Below are 15,205 nucleotides of genomic sequence, written 5' to 3' on the forward strand. Positions count from 1 at the left end.
GGCCGATGCGGGGGTTGCGGCGCTCACGGCGTCACCTCCAGGAAGGGGTCGTCCTTGGTCGTGCGCGAGCCCGCGATCGCGGCCTGGCGGCGCGATCCGCGCCGGCGCTTGCGGGGCGTGTGCTCACCTGCACCCTTGCCGTAGTACTGCTCAAGGTAGTGCTGGCCCACCATGAGGATCGACGTGATGAGCAGGTACCAGAAGGCCGACACGATGAGCAGCGGGATGGGCAGGAAGATGCGGTTGCCGATCGCGTTGGTCGCGAAGGTCAGGTCCAGCGTGAAGGGCACGGCGAGCACGAGCGACGTGGTCTTCAGCATCGAGATGGTCTCGTTGCCCGTGGGCGGAACGATGACGCGCATCGCCTGAGGGATCACGATCCTGCGCAGGATGGTGGTCTCCTTCATGCCCAGCGCCCGCGCGGCCTCGGACTGGCCCGAGTCGACCGAGTTGAGGCCCGCGCGCATGATCTCCGCGAGGTAGGCCGCCTCGTTGAGGCCGAGGCCCAGCAGCGCCGCCCAGAAGGCCGTGATGACGGCCGAGGTCTGGAAGGTGACGAACTCCGGGCCGAACGGGATGCCGAGGCTGAGGGTCGGGTACAGCACCGAGATCAGGCCCCAGAACACGAGCTGCGTGTAGATCGGAGTACCGCGGAATAGCCAGATGTAGAACCAGCTCGCGGAACGTAGCACGGGGTTGTCGGAGCGGCGCATGATCGCGAGGATCACGGCCAACACGACTCCGATCAGCATGGAGCCGAAGGTGAGCACCAGGGTCCAGCCGACGCCGCGCACGACGGTGACGTCGCGCAGGTACAGCCAGACGATGTCCCAGCGGAAGTTCGGGTTGGTCACGAGGCCGTGCAGCGCCATCGCGGCGAGCACTGCGAGGACTGCGGCGGCGATCCAGCGGCCGGGGCGCGGCACTGCGCGGGCGCGGATGCGGTTCGGGACCGGGTCGGTATCGGTGGTGTTCACAGGTGTCTCCTCACCCGCCGGTGGCCGATGCGCGGGCCGGGTCCCGTGCATCGGCCACCGAGGGCGTGTCGGTGGTTAGGAGGCGGGGTTGACCTCGGCCTCGGTGAGGCCGCCGGACTCGGTGCCCCACGCGGCGAGGATCTGCTCGAGCGTGCCGTCGTCCATGAGGCCCTGGAGCGCCGCGGCGAGCGCGACGGTGAGGTCGGAGCCCTGGGCGGTGACGATGCCCTGGGGCGCGGCGTCGAGGGCGTCGCCCACGAGCTCGAGCTGGCCGTCGGCCTGGCTCACCGCGTAGCCCGCGACGGGCGAGTCGGCGAACAGCGCGTCGGCCTTGCCGCCCACCACGTTGGTCGCGGCGTCGGCGTTGGAGTCGTAGCTGAGGACCTCGATGGCGTCGGCGCCGTCGGCCTCGCAGGTGGCGCTCATGTCGGCTGCCTCGGACTCCTGGATGGTGCCCGTCTGCACGGCGATGGTGGTGCCGCACAGGTCGGCGACGTCGATGCCGGAGGGGTTGCCCGTCTGCACGGCGAGCGAGGAGCCCGCGGTGAAGTACTGGGTCATGTCTACGACCTCGAGGCGCTCGGGCGTGATGGTAAAGGAAGAGATGCCGGCGTCGTACTTGGAGCCGATGCCGGGGATGATCGAGTCGAAGGCGGCAGTCTGGACCTCGGCCTCGAGGCCGAGCGAGGCGGCGAGGGCCTGCGACAGGTCAACGTCGTAGCCGATGGGGGTCTGGCCGTCGGCGTCGAGGAACTCGGCGGGCGCGTAGGTGGTCTCCATGCCGACGCGCAGGACGCCGGACTCGGCGATGTCGGCGGGCAGGAGCGCGGCGGCGTCCTCGTTGACCTCGATCGTCGACAGGTCGAAACTGGCCTCGGCGGCGCCGGAGGCGCTCGGGTCGGCCGATGCCTCGACGTCCTGCGACGCGGTGGTGCAGGCGGTCAGGGCGAACGCGGTGGTGGCGAGAGCGGCCACGAGGGCAGGCTTGCGCATCAGGGGATCTCCTTCGGATGGGCGCGCGTGACTCGCGGGGACGCGGGTGGTTCTCACACCGCCGTGCGGCGCGCGGTACGCATAATCATACAGTCGCATGCATAGTGCGTGGTGCCACGTGCCGACTGCCGGGGCGCGACTACTCCGCCGGAGGTGCGCTCAGGTGCTCGTCCTCGCCGCCCTCGGGCAGGTCCTCCCGCTCGGGCTGTCGCGCCAGGAACACGATCGCGGCGGCGAGCCCGCCCCAGATCACGATCATCGACACGACCATCAGCGCGATGGCTTCCCCACTCATGCCGCACCTCCCTCACGCGTGGTACCCCGGCCGCCGACGGCATCGGCCGCCTGCCATGGCTCCGGGGGAAGGTCGAGTTGGGCGCGCGAGGGCCACGGGTGGAACTCGCCGTGGTCCTTGGCCCAGCGGAAGGCGGGCATGGCGAGCGCCACGACGGCGATGAAGCCGAGGGTGCCCCACCCGAAGGCGGCGAGGTACCAGGTGGGGAGGCCGCCGTAGCCGTCGGTGAGGAGCGTCACGAACTTGTCGACGAACATGTACAGCAGCAGGACGGCGACGAGGTTGATGACGATGCGCCAGGTGCGCCCGACCGCGAAAGTCGACACTGCCGAGAGGTGACGGGATAACTCCGGTCCGCGGCGCGCGACCCACAGGGCGGCGCCGATCATGAGGATGGCGCCGGCCACGATGCCCAGCTGGTTGGACCACTGGTCCATGACGTCCAGCAGGTACAGGCCCGTGGTGGTGCCGAAGCCGACGATCGAGATGAGCGCCGAGGGGATGCCCACCGTGAGCGCGCCGCGGCGAGGCGACCAGCCGAACTTGTCCTGCAGCGCCGACGACACGGTCTGGAGGACCGAGACGAGCGACGTCAGCCCGGCGACCACGAGCGAGCCGAAGAACAGCGCGCCGAACAGCTCCCCGCCCGGCATCTGCGCGATGACCGTCGGGAACGTCACGAAGGACAGGGTGATGCCGGTGAGGCCCTCGAGGTCGTCGACCGCGACACCCTGCTGCGAGGCGAGGAAGCCGATGGTCGCGAACACGCCGATGCCTGCGAGCAGCTCGAACGAGCTGTTGCCGAAGGCGACCACCAGGCCAGGGCTCGTGACGTTGGAGCGGCGGCGCCGGTAGGAGGCGTAGGTGATCATCACGCCGTAGGCCAGCGATAGGGAGAAGAAGATCTGCCCGTAGGCGGCGACCCATACGTCGGGGTCGGACAGCGCGGCGAAGTCGGGCGTGAAGAGCGCGTCGAGACCGTCGGCGGCACCCTCGAGGAACAGGGCCCGCACCACGAGCACCGTGAAGGTGACGACCAGCAGGGGGATGCCGACGACGTTGAGCCGCTCCACGCCGTTGGCCACGCCGAGCCACAGCACCACGATGGTGACGACCCAGATGGCCGCCAGCGGGATGAGCACGCCGGGGACGAAGTCGAGGCTGAAGCCCGGCTCGGCCACCTGAAGGAAGTCGCCCTGGAAGAACCCCGCGGGGTCGTCGGCGTAGGACAGGTCGAAGCTGAAGACGAAGTAGCTGAGCGCCCACGCGATGATCGCCGTATAGTAGAGGCCGATGACGAAGCAGATCGCGACGTGCCACCAGCCCACGCCCTCGGCGCGGTGGGAGATGCGACGGAAGCTCAGCGGGGCCGAGCCGCGGAAGCGGTGGCCGATGCCGTGCTCCAGCAAAAGGATCGGGATTCCCGCGGTCACGAGGGCGACGAGGTAGGGAATCATGAACGCTCCCCCACCGTGGTCGTAGGCCTCGCCGGGGAAGCGCCAGATGTTGCCCAGGCCCACGGCGGAGCCGATCGCGGCGAGGATGAACGCCGTCTGCCCGGACCAGTGCTCGCGCTTGTCCTTGGCGGGGCCGCCGTCGGCGCTGCTACCGGCCCCGGGGGCCGATGCGGGGGTGGCGTCGGTCACTGTCGTCACCTTGTCGTCGGGGCCCGCTGCGGAACGGGCCAGTGGCATCACAACTGGCACCACGGTAGCGCGGGGGCTTCTCAGGTCGCCGAGTCGGGGGCGCCCAGTCGCTGGCAGGCGACTTGCAGTCGACGTGCAGGCGACTGTCAGACGACTGCCAGGCGGTGGGTCAGGCGTGGAGTAGTTGGTTCAGTGCTGCGTCTTGTTCGGGTGTGGGATAGGGGTCGTCGAAGCGGTGGGGGTTGCTCGCGTTCCACGCGGCGATGAGTGCCTCGTCACATATCCAGTCGTCATCTGGTGTGGGTGGAGGGTCGAGGTCGATCTCGAAGGCCGCTCTACCGCCGACGAACCGTTGGTGTTCGTCGCTGCCCGGCGGTGTGAAGTACACCTGTCCGGCGATCACGTCGATGCGCCATCCGTAGCGGTGCACGTCATGGTGGCAGCGGGTGCACAGCATCACGCCGTTATCGATCGTGGTGGCTCCACCGTGTTCCCACCAGCGAATGTGGTGCGCCTCGCAGTGGGAGGCAGGAGCACCACACCTGGCACACCCCCCATCCCGGTCCAGCAACGCGATCCTCTGGGAGCGACTAAACCCGCGATGCTCGGGGCTTTGGTGAAGCACGTTGCCATGAGCATCGACAAACTGGTGAATATAGGCAGCATCGCCGCAGCACATCCCGAGAGACTCGAGAGAGACCGGAGACTCGATCCCGTCGATCGTGCCCACACCGGTGCGACGCTCGATGTCGCGCTGGGTCACCCGCACCACCATCGTGGTGCGAATCCCCGAGCGATGCATCTTGCCGCACCCCAACGTGTGACGAGCCAACTCGTGAAGCGCATCCGCCCGCATCTGACCCACCGAACGCGTATCAGTCACACCGTCACCGCCCGCGCTGGAGCCATCGGGTCGCGCCTGCTTGCGGACGTCCCTCGTGGTCAGCTGTTCGAGGACCTCGATCACCGGGGCGGCAGTCACCGTGTCCATCTGCCCGTGGAACACCACCACACCACCCAGCTTTTCCTTCCACCACACATACCGCTCGTCGTGGTGACGTCTCTCGCGCTCCACCAGCCGCTCATGATCGAGTTTCGCGATCACGTTGGCCACCACACGCTGCATCCGGTGCACGCTCAGACCGTGAGCCTTGTCCACCAGCTTGCGCTCCACGTCGTGCAGGTAGGAGTCATCGACCCGGCCCGCCACCAGGTTGAGCCCCTCGACGATGATGCCCGCCACATCGACCGACAAGTCACCATCGGCCTGCGCCCGCGCCACACACGGATACTTCGGCCGCATCACCGGCGGGCGATCGGAGCCCGGTGGGACCGCCCCGGAAGGCCGCGGTCCGGGCTCACCACCGGGACGCGATGTCACGTCGACCGGCACCGGTGTGAAGGCATCGCCTGCCTCCATCGACCGCTTCGCACGCTGCACACTCCCGCCCGTGAACGACGAGATCAGATTGCCCGCATTGCCATGCCCCTCACGCCGAGCGAAACCACCACCAGGCTCCTCCGGAGCGCTACGACGCTTCACCTCGGCCGCATACCGCGCAGCAAGCGTCCCCGCGATCTTCTCCAACCGCGCCGCAGCCTCCAACTGATCCCACAACTCATCCCGACTCAACGCGGCAACATCCACGGACATCAACTCCCGCATCAGGGAGCCAATCCGCTCAAACATCGCCGTCGTCCTCACCATGACTCCATCAGATCAGAGGGGTCTGACATCGCCGGATCCGCCGTCCACACGACACACAGCAGCACCGCTACGTCTCGCACACCCGCAGTCCCGATGCCCATGAATCCATGACATCAGCGACCACCGACATCGCGCCGATGTCGGTGGCCCGCGCCACAATGACCCCATGTCTCTGACAGTGGCGGTGCTCGGCACCGGAATCATGGGCGCCGCGATGGCGCGCAACCTCATCGCGGCCGGCCACGACGTCCGCGTCTGGAACCGCACGCGCGAGCGCGCGGAGCCGCTGGCCGCCGACGGCGCGACCGTCGCCGGCTCCCCCGCCCACGCCGTGGCTGGGGCCGATGCCGTCCTCACCATGCTCTTCGACGCGGCGGCCGTCCGGGAGGTCATGGCCGAGGCGACCCCCGCGGTACCCAGCGGCGCCTTCTGGATCCAGTGCACGACCACCAGCCCCGAGGACGTCGCCAGCCTCGCGCGCCTCGCCGACGACCACGGGCTCGCGTTCGTGGACGCCCCCGTCCTCGGCACGCGCGCCCCCGCGGAGGCCGGCCAGCTCACGGTCCTCGCCGCCGCCACCCCGGCAGCGCGCCCCACCGCCACGGAGGTCTTCGATGCCGTCGGCTCCCGCACGGTGTGGACGGGCGATGACCCGGCCGCGGCATCGGCCACCCGCATGAAACTCGTCGCCAATAGCTGGGTCCTCGCGGTGAACAATGCCGCCGGCGAGACCACCGCGCTCGCCGAGACGCTCGGTGTCGACCTCGACGACTTCTTGGGGCTCATCGAGGGCGGCCCGCTCGACAACGGCTACCTGCGCGCCAAGAGCGGCCTCATCAGGGACGATGCCCTCACTCCCCCGTCGTTCGCCGTCGACACCGCGGCGAAGGACGCCGCGCTCATCCTGGGCGTGGCCGCTACCAAGCGCGTCCGCCTCGACGGCATCGAGGCCGCCGAGGCCCGCCTCACCCGCGCATCCGCGAAGGGCCACGGCGACGAGGACATGGCCGCCGCCTACCGCGCGACCGCGAGCACCGACCACGCAGAAAACGAGCACCGCGATGCCTGAGCCCGAGCGCCTGACGGTTCCCGACGCATCGGCCTGGCGGGAATGGCTCGACCAGCACGAGGACACCTCGGACGGCGTGTGGCTCATCCTCACCAAGAAGGCCGGCGCTCCCGACACCACACTGACCTACGCGCAGGCGCTCGAGGAGGCGCTGTGCAGCGGGTGGATCGACGGTCGCCGCCGCTCGCTCGACGACCGCACGTTCCAGCAGCACTTCACTCCCCGGCGCGCGCGGTCCATCTGGTCCCAGCGCAACGTCGGCTTCGTCGCGACGCTCATCGGCGAGGGCCGCATGCGCCCGCGCGGCCAGGCCGAGATCGATCGCGCCAAGGCCGACGGCCGCTGGGACCGCGCCTACGCGGGCCAGGCAGCGATGACGATTCCCGACGACCTGACGGCCGCGCTAGCAGCCCAGCCCGGAGCATCGGCCGCCTTCGATGCCCTCCCGCGGGCCGAGCAGTTCAGTCACCTCCACCAGGTGGTGACGGCGGCCGATGCCGCCAAGCGGCTGGCGCGGATCGCGAAGGTCGTGGAGCGGGTCACCCCCGGCTGACCCTGCCAGACTGGGCGCATGCCTTCCCAGGACGCGGCCTCCGCGAGCGCGCTCACCACGGACCAGTACGAGCTCACGATGTCCGCGAGCCACCTCGCGCAGGGCCGCACGGCGACCGCGACGTTCGACCTCTTCGTGCGCCGCCTGCCTCCCGAGCGCCGCTTCCTGGTCACCGCCGGCCTCGCCGACGCGCTCGAGTACCTCGAGAAGTTGCGCTTCACGGCCGATGACGTCGACTACCTCGCGAGCCTCGGCACCTTCCCGGCGCCCTTCCTCGACTACCTGCGCGAGTTCCGCTTCACGGGGGAGGTGTGGGCGATGGCCGAGGGCGAAAGCGCGTTCCCCGGCGAGCCCCTGGTGCGGGTGACGGCGCCGCTCATCGAGGCGCAGATCGTCGAGACGGCCCTGTTGACGTTCGTCGGCCACCAGACGGCGATCGCCTCCAAGGCCGCGCGCGTGGCCCTCGCGTGCGGCGACCGCACCTTCGTCGACTTCGCGGCCCGCCGCGCTCACGGCCCCGATGCCGCCCTCACCGGGGCGCGTGCGGCGTACCTCGCGGGGGCATCGGGCACCAGCAACGTGCTCGCGGGCAAGCGCTACGGCATCCCGCTGAGCGGCACGATGGCGCACGCCTACGTCATGTCCCACGACGACGAGCGCGACGCCTTCCGCGCCTTCGCCCGCGACTTCCCCGAGGCGTCGGTCCTGCTCATCGACACCTACGACACGCTTCAGGGCGCGCGCCACGTCGTCGAGGTGGCGCGCGAGCTCGCTGCCGAGGGCATCCAGATCCAGGGCGTGAGGATCGACTCGGGCGACCTCGCATCGCTGTCCACCCAGGTGCGCGCCATCCTCGACGCGGGCGGGCTGCACGACGTGCGCATCGTCGCCAGTTCCGACCTCGACGAGCACCGCATCACCGACCTCCTGCAGGCGGGGGCGCCCATCGACGCGTTCGGCGTGGGCACGCAGATGGGCGTCGCAGCCGATGCCCCCGCGCTCAGCGCCGTCTACAAACTCGTCGAGTACGACGGCAGGCCCGTTCAGAAGCGCTCCCCCGGCAAGGCCTCCCTGCCAGGCCGCAAGCAGGTCTGGCGCGCCACGCGCGACGGGCGCATCGTGGGCGACACGGTGGGACTCGAGTCGGAGACAGGAATCGACGGCAGCCCGATGCTCGCTCGGGTCATGGCCGAGGGTCGCCGTCTCGACGGGGCAGGGTTCGGCTCGCTGGCCGATGCCCGCGAGCGCTGCGCCGCCGGGCTCGCCTCGCTGCCGCCGCGGCTCAGGGCGCTCGGGCGAAGCGAGGATGCGGTGCCCGTTGGCGTGTCCGCCGGCCTCGAGGAGCTGGGGCGGTCCGTCACCGCCTGAGCACCGCCAGGGTTCGCTACAGTCCTGAGTCAGGCGCATGACGCGCCTGCTGGGGGGATCACACGATGACGTTCTATCCGGACGGCGCGCCAGACGACGCGATGCCGCGGCGCACCACGCCGCGCCTTCCCGCGCCCGGCTGGCTTCCCGATCCGGCGGAGACGCATCTCGAGCGGTACTGGGACGGCTCCAGCTGGACCAGCCGCACCCGTGACCGGGCGACGCGGATCGAGACCGCGACCTACGCATCGGCCGCCTACGCGCAGCGCGCATGGACCCCGTACCAACCCAAGCGACGCAACCCCGGCCGCACCATCCTGATCGGCCTCGCCATCGTCATCGTGCTGCTCAACGCGTATCGGTGGGCGGACAACCTCGGCTACCTCCCCACGTGGGCCCTCGTCGGGGCGAGTGCCGACGTGGCGCCGGTCCCCGTCGTCGACGACGCCGTCACCGATGTCGCGGGCCTGCCGACGGAGTACCCCACGTTCGGCTCGACGGAACTGGTGCGCCACATCGAAATGGGGCTGCTCGCCCAGCAGGGCCAGATCGACGTGACCGACTGGGCACGCGGCGGCGGTGCGGACGCGGTGCTCGACGCGTACAGCGAGGCGCAGTCCCAGAACCCGTACGTGTTCACGGCGGGCGGGCAGTACCGCGAGGTGGGCGCGATGGCCTACCTGGAGCCGCGCTACATCTACGACGACGCCGAGGCGGATCGCCGCCGCCTCGTCACCCTGCGCTCGGCGTATCAGGCGGCCGAGGCATCGGGCGCCACGACGGCGACCTCCGCATCGGACCAGGTGACAGCGATCCACGATTACGTGGTCGCACTCGCTGAGTACGACTACACGGCGTACGACATGATCACCGACGGCGACGTCGACAACGCCCGCGTGGACCAGAGCCAGGAGGCGTATGGGATCTTCGCGGACGGGACCGCCGTCTGCAACGGCTACGCGCAGGCGTTCATGGCGATGGCCGATGCGGTGGGCCTCGATGCTGTCCAGGTCACCGGGACGGCATCCTCGGGGATGACCGTGGGCAATCACGCCTGGAACAAGGTCTTCGTCGACGGCGCATGGCTCGTGGTCGACACCACCTGGGACGACCCCGCCGGGACGTCGCGCATCCAACGCGACTACCTAATGCTGGATCCGGCGAGCCCGCTGCTAGTGACGCGCAGCGAGGACTCCGACTGGATGGTCGACTCCGAGATCGGGCGGTTCACGTAGACCCTCGTGAGGAATCTCACAGCCGTGTCTCGATTCGGCAAAGTCCCACGTCCGACCGAAAAGCGGACCCTACAGTCGGTTCATCCCCGGGCCATTGACGGCCGCCCCCACGCGCGGCCACACGCATCAACCTAGGGGAACTCATGTCGATCACCGACACCATCAAGAACCACAAGATCCTGAGCGGCGTCATCGGCGGTGTCGTGTTCATCGGCCTCATCGCGTCGTGCAGCGGCGGCACCGAAGGCGAGGCCGATGCCGCGGCGAGCGCCACTCCCTCGATCACCGCGACGGCACCCGCCGAGAACGCTGAGCCCGCGGCCGACGACGCCGTCGCCGAGGATGAGGCGCCTGCCGAGGCCGACGAGGTAGTCGAGGAGACCGTCGTCGAGGAGGCCGACGAGCCTGCGGAGCCCGAGATGACCGCGGGACAGGAGAACGCCGTCGGTTCCGCCGAGTCGTACCTCGACTACACGGCGTTCTCGCGCTCGGGCCTCATCGAGCAGCTCGAGTTTGAGGGCTACGAGACCGCCGATGCCGAGTTCGCCGTCGACTATGTGGACGTCGACTGGAACGAGCAGGCCGTGAAGAGCGCCGAGAACTACCTCGACTTCTCCGCGTTCTCGAAGACGGGGCTGGCCGACCAGCTGGAGTTCGAGGGCTTCACCGCCAAGCAGGCCTCGCAGGCCGTCGACGCGATCGACGTGGACTGGAACGAGCAGGCGGCCCTGAGCGCCGAGAGCTACCTCGAGGTCACCACGTTCTCGCGCTCGGGGCTCATCGACCAGCTGAAGTTCGAGGGCTTCACGGCGGACCAGGCCGCCTACGGAGCCGACGCCGCCGGCCTGTAGCCCTGCACCTTGCACCACGGCGAGGGCCCCGGACACCGCTTGGTGTCCGGGGCCCTCGCCGTCTGAGCCTCAGGAGCGCTTAGCGCGTGCGGCGACCGCCGCGCGAGGCGGAGAAGTCCGCCGCCGAGCGGTGACCGCCGCCGTGCGACTGGGGACGGCGACCGCCGGAGCGGGCACCACCGGAGCCGTTGCCCGCTGCCTGGCGCGTTCCACCCTGCTCGTTCGAGGTTGCGGTGGAGCGGGCGGAACCGCTGGCGCCGCGTCCGCGACCACGGCCGCCCTGGCTCGAGCCGCCCTGACCGCCGTTGCCACCACGGCCGCGGCCCTGGCCGCCACCCTGGCCACCGTTGCGCGAGCCGCCGCCGTTGCGCGAGCGACCGCCGCCGTTGCCACGACCCTGACCCTGCTTCTGCGGGCCGGTGCCGGCGATGGCGATCTCGGCCGCGGCGGCGGAGACGCGTTCGGCGCGCTCGCCGATCAGCGTGACCACGGCGGGCGATGAGTCGTTGACCTTCTCGGGCTTGACGTTGATCTTGGCCTTGCGCAGCAGCTGGTCGGTGTCGCGACGCTGCTCGGGAAGCACGAGGGTCGCCACGTCACCGGAGGAACCGGCACGCGCGGTGCGGCCCGAGCGGTGCAGGTACGCCTTGTGCTCGGCCGGCGGGTCCACGTGGACCACGAGCTCGACGCCGTCGACGTGGACGCCACGGGCGGCGACGTCGGTCGCGACCAGGACCTTCACGCGGCCCTCGGCGAACGCGGCGAGGTTGCGGTCGCGGGCGTTCTGCGACAGGTTGCCGTGCAGGTCGACGGCGGGGATGCCGTCGGCCGTGAGCTGGCGAGCAAGGCGCTTGGCGTGGTGCTTGGTACGCATGAAGAGGACGCGACGGCCGGTGCCCGATGCCAGGGCGCGGACCACGTTCTTCTTGGCCTCGGCATCGGCCAGGTGGAAGACGTGGTGCGTCATCGCCTCGACGGGGCTCTCGGCCGAGTCGACCGAGTGCGTGGTGGGGTTGTTGAGGAAGCGCTTCACGAGCTTGTCCACGCCGTTGTCGAGCGTGGCCGAGAACAGCAGGCGCTGGCCGTTGGTGGGCGTCGCGTTCATGATGCGGGTGACGCCGGGGAGGAAGCCGAGGTCGGCCATGTGGTCGGCCTCGTCCAGCACGGTGATCTCGACGGCGTCGAGGGACACGATGCGCTGGCCCATGAGGTCCTCGAGGCGGCCGGGGCAGGCGACGACGATGTCGACGCCGCGCGCCATGGCGCGCTCCTGACGCTGCTGGCTGACGCCACCGAAGATGGTGGTGGTGGTCATGCCGTAGGCGGCGGCCAGCGGCGAGATGACCGCGTCGATCTGCGTGGCGAGCTCGCGGGTGGGCGCGAGGATCAGTGCACGGGGGCGACCGGGCTTGGCCTTGCCGCCCTTGGCACCGAGGCGCGCGGCGACGGGCAGCGAGAACGCGAGGGTCTTGCCCGAGCCGGTCTTACCGCGGCCAAGGACGTCGCGTCCGGGAAGGGTGTCGGGCAGCGTGTCGGCCTGAATGGGGAAGGCGTTGGTCTTGCCCTCGCGCTCCAGCACGGTGGTGAGCTGCGTGGGCACGCCGAGTTCGGCGAAAGAAATAGACATACGTCTGGGTGAGCCTTTCGGGCTACGGGCCGATGCGCGCGCTCGCCTTGGCGGCGCGCGTGGGAGTTCCCTCGTGGAGGGCACCGGCGATGGTGGCGAATCGCGATGGGGACACGCGTTCGTTCGCCGAAGAGAGGATTTCTACGAGCCTGGCGCCGGTGTGCTCGTGTCAGGAGCAAGTGCGCTGGCGAGAAGGAGAAGCAATCTGCGACGCGTGCCCGGCGGGTGCCGGATCACAATCGTCAATGATAGCAGGTGAGTTGCCGACCGGCGAGGATCGGGCGCGCATACAGAACGAGGCGGGCGCCGCGGGGGTCTCCCCGCAGCGTCCGCCTCGTTCAAGCGAGAGGTCACATCTCACTGCTCACGCGTATGCCCGCCGGCCTAGAACCAGTGCTTTCGTCCGCCAACGGCGCGGCCCGTGCCTCCGAGCAGAGCGAGCACAAGCCCGACCACCATCAGCACGATGCCGATGGTCTGCAGGATGCCGATCGACGCGAGGAGGCCGATCAGGAAGAGAATCAGACCGAGAATGATCACAGCGGTTCCAATCTGTCGCGGCCTCGTTGCCGAGGCCGTGGGGTCTAGGTCGCCGTGGGTAACGCGTAAAACCCCACGTATCTTCCCGGCACCCCAAAAATCGTCCTCCGTGAGACCGGTCAGGACCCGTCGCCGTCACGCGTCGTATGCATCTTTTCGCCCTCCTCGCTGAAGATGCTGAGGACCGTGACGGCGTCTCCATCGACCCCCGTCATCGAGTGCGGGGTCCGGGTGTCGAACTCGGCCGCCTCCCCCGGCTCGAGCACCAGGTCCTGCTCCCCGAGCACGAGCCGCAACCGCCCCGAAAGGACGTACAACCACTCGTGTCCGGCATGCGTCCGCGGCGCTCCGCTCCGATGCTCCGACGTGTACGTGATCCGGTAGGCGCGCATGGTCGACGACTCCGGCGCCAACGGCACCATGACCATCCCGTCCCGCCGGATCGCCGCCCGCCGCACGCGCGGGTCGCGGTCCGCCTCGGGCAGGAGGTCGTCGACCCGGATCCCCAGCCGTCGCGTCAACGGCACCAGCAGCTCGAGCGTCGCCTGTCGCTTTCCCGACTCCAGCCGCGACAGCGTGCTCGCGGAAACGTTAGCTCGCGTCGCCAGTTCGTCGAGAGTCCACCCCCGCGCCTGACGCGCCGCGCGTAGCCGGGGTCCCACCTGTGCAAGGTCATCCATCCGACCAGTCTTGCATATTCGGCAAGAACGCTTGCCGCCACGACAAGCGCTCACGCACCCTCGAACCATGACCCCGATCTACGACACCCTCATCATCGGCGGAGGCGCCGCGGGCCTGTCCGCCGCCCAGATGCTCGGCCGCGCGCGCCGCCGCACCCTTGTCATCGACGGCGGCAGCCCCCGCAATCGGTTCGCCGCGCACGCCCACGGCATCCTCGGCCACGACGGCACCCCACCCGCCGAGCTCTACGCCCGCGGCCGCGACGAACTCGCCCGCTACGGAGTCGAGTTCCGCGCGGGCACCGTCAGCGCCGTCACCGATGCGGGCGACACCCTCGTCGTCACGACCGACGACGGCACCGTCGAGGCACGCACCGTCATCCTCGCCACCGGCGTCACCGACCGCCTCCCGGACATCCCCGGGCTTGCCGAGCGCTGGGGCGTCACCGTCCTTCACTGCCCGTACTGCCACGGCTGGGAGGTGCGCGACCAGCGCCTGGGCGTCCTTGTCACGTCGCCGATGCACGGGCACCTCGCCCGCATGGTGCGCCAGTGGAGCGACCGCGTCACGGTCTTCGCGACAGAGTCCAGTCACCTTGACGCCGATACACGCCTCGCCCTGGCGGCCAGGGGCGTCACGGTCATCGACGGCCCGGTCGAGCGCGTCGACGGCGAGGGCGACCGGGTCACCGCCGTCGTCATGGCCGATGGCGCCAGCCATGCGATCGACGCGCTCTTTGCCGGCGGCACGCTCGAGCCGCACGATGCCGCCGTCGCATCGCTGAGCCTCGCGCGCCGCGACACTCCCCTGGGGTCCTTCATCGAGACACAGCCCGACGGCGCCACGAGTCATGCTCGCGTCTTTGCCGCGGGCAACGTCGCGAACCCCATGGCCACCGTGCCCGTCAGCATGGCCGAGGGCGCGACGGCCGGCGCCCGCGCCAACGCCCTCCTCGTCGAGCTCGACACCGACATCGCCCTCCGCGAGCGCGCGGACTGGCCCGAGGTCGCCCCCAGCGCGTACTGGGAGCGCCGCTACGCGAGCGAAGACCGGACGTGGTCCGGCCGCGTCAACGCCACGCTGGCCGATGCCGTGGCCGCCTTCACGCCCGGCGTCTCCCTGGACCTCGGCTGCGGCGAGGGCGGCGACGTCGCCTGGCTCGCCTCACGGGGATGGGACGCCACGGGTGTCGACATCTCGCCCACGGCTATCGAGCGCGCCACGGCGAGTGCAGCATCGGCCGGTCTCACGGCGACGTACGTCGCCGCCGACCTGGCCGCCTGGGAGCCCGAGGCAACCTACGACCTCGTCACCGCATCGTTCCTGCACTCCCCCGTCCACCTGGACCGGACGGCGATCCTGCGGAGGGCATCGGCCGCCGTGGCTCCGGGAGGCCACCTGGTTCTCGTCACCCATGCCGCGGCCCCCGCGTGGGCGCCGCCCGAGCAGGCGGCCCAGCACCGCTTCCTCACCGCACGCGAGGAGGCGGATACGCTCGCGCTCGACGCCGCGGACTGGGAGGAGATCCGCGTCGAGGACGTCGAGCGCGAGGCCACCGGGCCCGACGGCATGAGGGCCTCGCTCACGGACGGACTCGTCGTTCTGCGCCGCCGCTAGACCCCCATCCCAACAAACCCAATGTGACTTTCTGTTGCATTGGGT

Annotated in this window: 14 protein-coding genes; 6 read left to right on the forward strand and 8 right to left on the reverse strand. The window is 70.1% G+C overall.

What is annotated here, in order from left to right; all coding sequences use genetic code 11:
* Positions 1-23: 23 nt before the first annotated feature.
* From B7K26_RS00200 to B7K26_RS00220, 5 genes are all read right to left on the reverse strand, one after another.
* Positions 24-977, reverse strand: a complete 954-nt coding sequence (locus B7K26_RS00200) for an amino acid ABC transporter permease (protein WP_234998635.1) — start codon at positions 975-977, stop codon at positions 24-26.
* 75 nt (positions 978-1,052) lie between these two features.
* A complete protein-coding gene (locus B7K26_RS00205) occupies positions 1,053-1,970 on the reverse strand; it encodes an ABC transporter substrate-binding protein (RefSeq protein ID WP_084076687.1) in 918 nt (305 codons plus the stop codon).
* A gap of 139 nt (positions 1,971-2,109) precedes the next feature.
* Positions 2,110-2,265: a methionine/alanine import family NSS transporter small subunit gene (locus B7K26_RS00210; protein WP_084076688.1), complete on the reverse strand. Its 156-nt coding sequence runs from the start codon at positions 2,263-2,265 to the stop codon at positions 2,110-2,112.
* Positions 2,262-3,911 (reverse strand): sodium-dependent transporter, encoded by a 1,650-nt coding sequence (locus B7K26_RS00215; RefSeq protein WP_234998636.1) that lies wholly within the window; start codon positions 3,909-3,911, stop codon positions 2,262-2,264. The genes B7K26_RS00210 and B7K26_RS00215 overlap by 4 nt, the downstream gene beginning before the upstream one ends.
* A 169-nt stretch (positions 3,912-4,080) precedes the next feature.
* Positions 4,081-5,601, reverse strand: a complete 1,521-nt coding sequence (locus B7K26_RS00220; RefSeq protein ID WP_159449554.1) for an HNH endonuclease signature motif containing protein — start codon at positions 5,599-5,601, stop codon at positions 4,081-4,083.
* A gap of 184 nt (positions 5,602-5,785) precedes the next feature.
* Between B7K26_RS00220 and B7K26_RS00225 the strand changes: the two genes are divergently transcribed.
* The 5 genes from B7K26_RS00225 to B7K26_RS00245 all read left to right on the forward strand — a co-directional run bounded on the left by B7K26_RS00225 (position 5,786) and on the right by B7K26_RS00245 (position 10,695).
* A complete protein-coding gene (locus B7K26_RS00225) occupies positions 5,786-6,688 on the forward strand; it encodes an NAD(P)-dependent oxidoreductase (protein WP_084076690.1) in 903 nt (300 codons plus the stop codon).
* The gene (locus B7K26_RS00230) at positions 6,681-7,241 is read left to right on the forward strand and encodes a YdeI family protein (protein WP_084076691.1); all 561 of its coding nucleotides are present in this window, start codon (positions 6,681-6,683) and stop codon (positions 7,239-7,241) included. The genes B7K26_RS00225 and B7K26_RS00230 overlap by 8 nt, the downstream gene beginning before the upstream one ends.
* 18 nt (positions 7,242-7,259) lie before the next feature.
* Positions 7,260-8,609, forward strand: a complete 1,350-nt coding sequence (locus B7K26_RS00235; protein ID WP_084076692.1) for a nicotinate phosphoribosyltransferase — start codon at positions 7,260-7,262, stop codon at positions 8,607-8,609.
* Positions 8,610-8,674: 65 nt separating this feature from the next.
* Positions 8,675-9,844 (forward strand): DUF2510 domain-containing protein, encoded by a 1,170-nt coding sequence (locus B7K26_RS00240; RefSeq protein ID WP_084076693.1) that lies wholly within the window; start codon positions 8,675-8,677, stop codon positions 9,842-9,844.
* 143 nt (positions 9,845-9,987) lie between these two features.
* Positions 9,988-10,695: an Ltp family lipoprotein gene (locus B7K26_RS00245; protein ID WP_159449555.1), complete on the forward strand. Its 708-nt coding sequence runs from the start codon at positions 9,988-9,990 to the stop codon at positions 10,693-10,695.
* A gap of 79 nt (positions 10,696-10,774) precedes the next feature.
* On the opposite strand, the gene B7K26_RS00250 is transcribed toward B7K26_RS00245, so the two are convergent.
* The 3 genes from B7K26_RS00250 to B7K26_RS00255 all read right to left on the reverse strand — a co-directional run bounded on the left by B7K26_RS00250 (position 10,775) and on the right by B7K26_RS00255 (position 13,542).
* Positions 10,775-12,322, reverse strand: coding sequence for a DEAD/DEAH box helicase (locus tag B7K26_RS00250; RefSeq protein WP_084076694.1), 1,548 nt, complete (start codon positions 12,320-12,322; stop codon positions 10,775-10,777).
* 384 nt (positions 12,323-12,706) lie between these two features.
* Positions 12,707-12,862 (reverse strand): DUF6131 family protein, encoded by a 156-nt coding sequence (locus B7K26_RS12990; protein WP_200810901.1) that lies wholly within the window; start codon positions 12,860-12,862, stop codon positions 12,707-12,709.
* A 119-nt stretch (positions 12,863-12,981) separates the two neighbouring features.
* Entirely contained in the window at positions 12,982-13,542 is a 561-nt protein-coding gene (locus B7K26_RS00255) for a helix-turn-helix domain-containing protein (RefSeq protein WP_084076695.1), read from the reverse strand.
* A gap of 67 nt (positions 13,543-13,609) precedes the next feature.
* On the opposite strand from B7K26_RS00255, the gene B7K26_RS00260 reads away from it, so the two are divergent.
* A complete protein-coding gene (locus B7K26_RS00260) occupies positions 13,610-15,160 on the forward strand; it encodes an FAD-dependent oxidoreductase (protein WP_084076696.1) in 1,551 nt (516 codons plus the stop codon).
* Positions 15,161-15,205: the final 45 nt, after the last annotated feature.

The sequence above is a fragment of the Demequina sp. NBRC 110057 genome (assembly GCF_002090175.1).
In the GTDB taxonomy this organism is placed as follows: domain Bacteria; phylum Actinomycetota; class Actinomycetes; order Actinomycetales; family Demequinaceae; genus Demequina.

What these genes read in the sequence shown, in the direction of transcription:
- B7K26_RS00205 (WP_084076687.1), bottom strand. Translation starts at nt 1,970, where the DNA reads ATGCGCAAGCCTGCCCTCGTGGCCGCTCTCGCCACCACCGCGTTCGCC.
- B7K26_RS00210 (WP_084076688.1), bottom strand. Translation starts at nt 2,265, where the DNA reads ATGAGTGGGGAAGCCATCGCGCTGATGGTCGTGTCGATGATCGTGATC.
- B7K26_RS00220 (WP_159449554.1), bottom strand. Translation starts at nt 5,601, where the DNA reads ATGTTTGAGCGGATTGGCTCCCTGATGCGGGAGTTGATGTCCGTGGAT.
- B7K26_RS00225 (WP_084076690.1), top strand. Translation starts at nt 5,786, where the DNA reads ATGTCTCTGACAGTGGCGGTGCTCGGCACCGGAATCATGGGCGCCGCG.
- B7K26_RS00230 (WP_084076691.1), top strand. Translation starts at nt 6,681, where the DNA reads ATGCCTGAGCCCGAGCGCCTGACGGTTCCCGACGCATCGGCCTGGCGG.
- B7K26_RS00235 (WP_084076692.1), top strand. Translation starts at nt 7,260, where the DNA reads ATGCCTTCCCAGGACGCGGCCTCCGCGAGCGCGCTCACCACGGACCAG.
- B7K26_RS00240 (WP_084076693.1), top strand. Translation starts at nt 8,675, where the DNA reads ATGACGTTCTATCCGGACGGCGCGCCAGACGACGCGATGCCGCGGCGC.
- B7K26_RS00245 (WP_159449555.1), top strand. Translation starts at nt 9,988, where the DNA reads ATGTCGATCACCGACACCATCAAGAACCACAAGATCCTGAGCGGCGTC.
- B7K26_RS00250 (WP_084076694.1), bottom strand. Translation starts at nt 12,322, where the DNA reads ATGTCTATTTCTTTCGCCGAACTCGGCGTGCCCACGCAGCTCACCACC.
- B7K26_RS00255 (WP_084076695.1), bottom strand. Translation starts at nt 13,542, where the DNA reads ATGGATGACCTTGCACAGGTGGGACCCCGGCTACGCGCGGCGCGTCAG.
- B7K26_RS00260 (WP_084076696.1), top strand. Translation starts at nt 13,610, where the DNA reads ATGACCCCGATCTACGACACCCTCATCATCGGCGGAGGCGCCGCGGGC.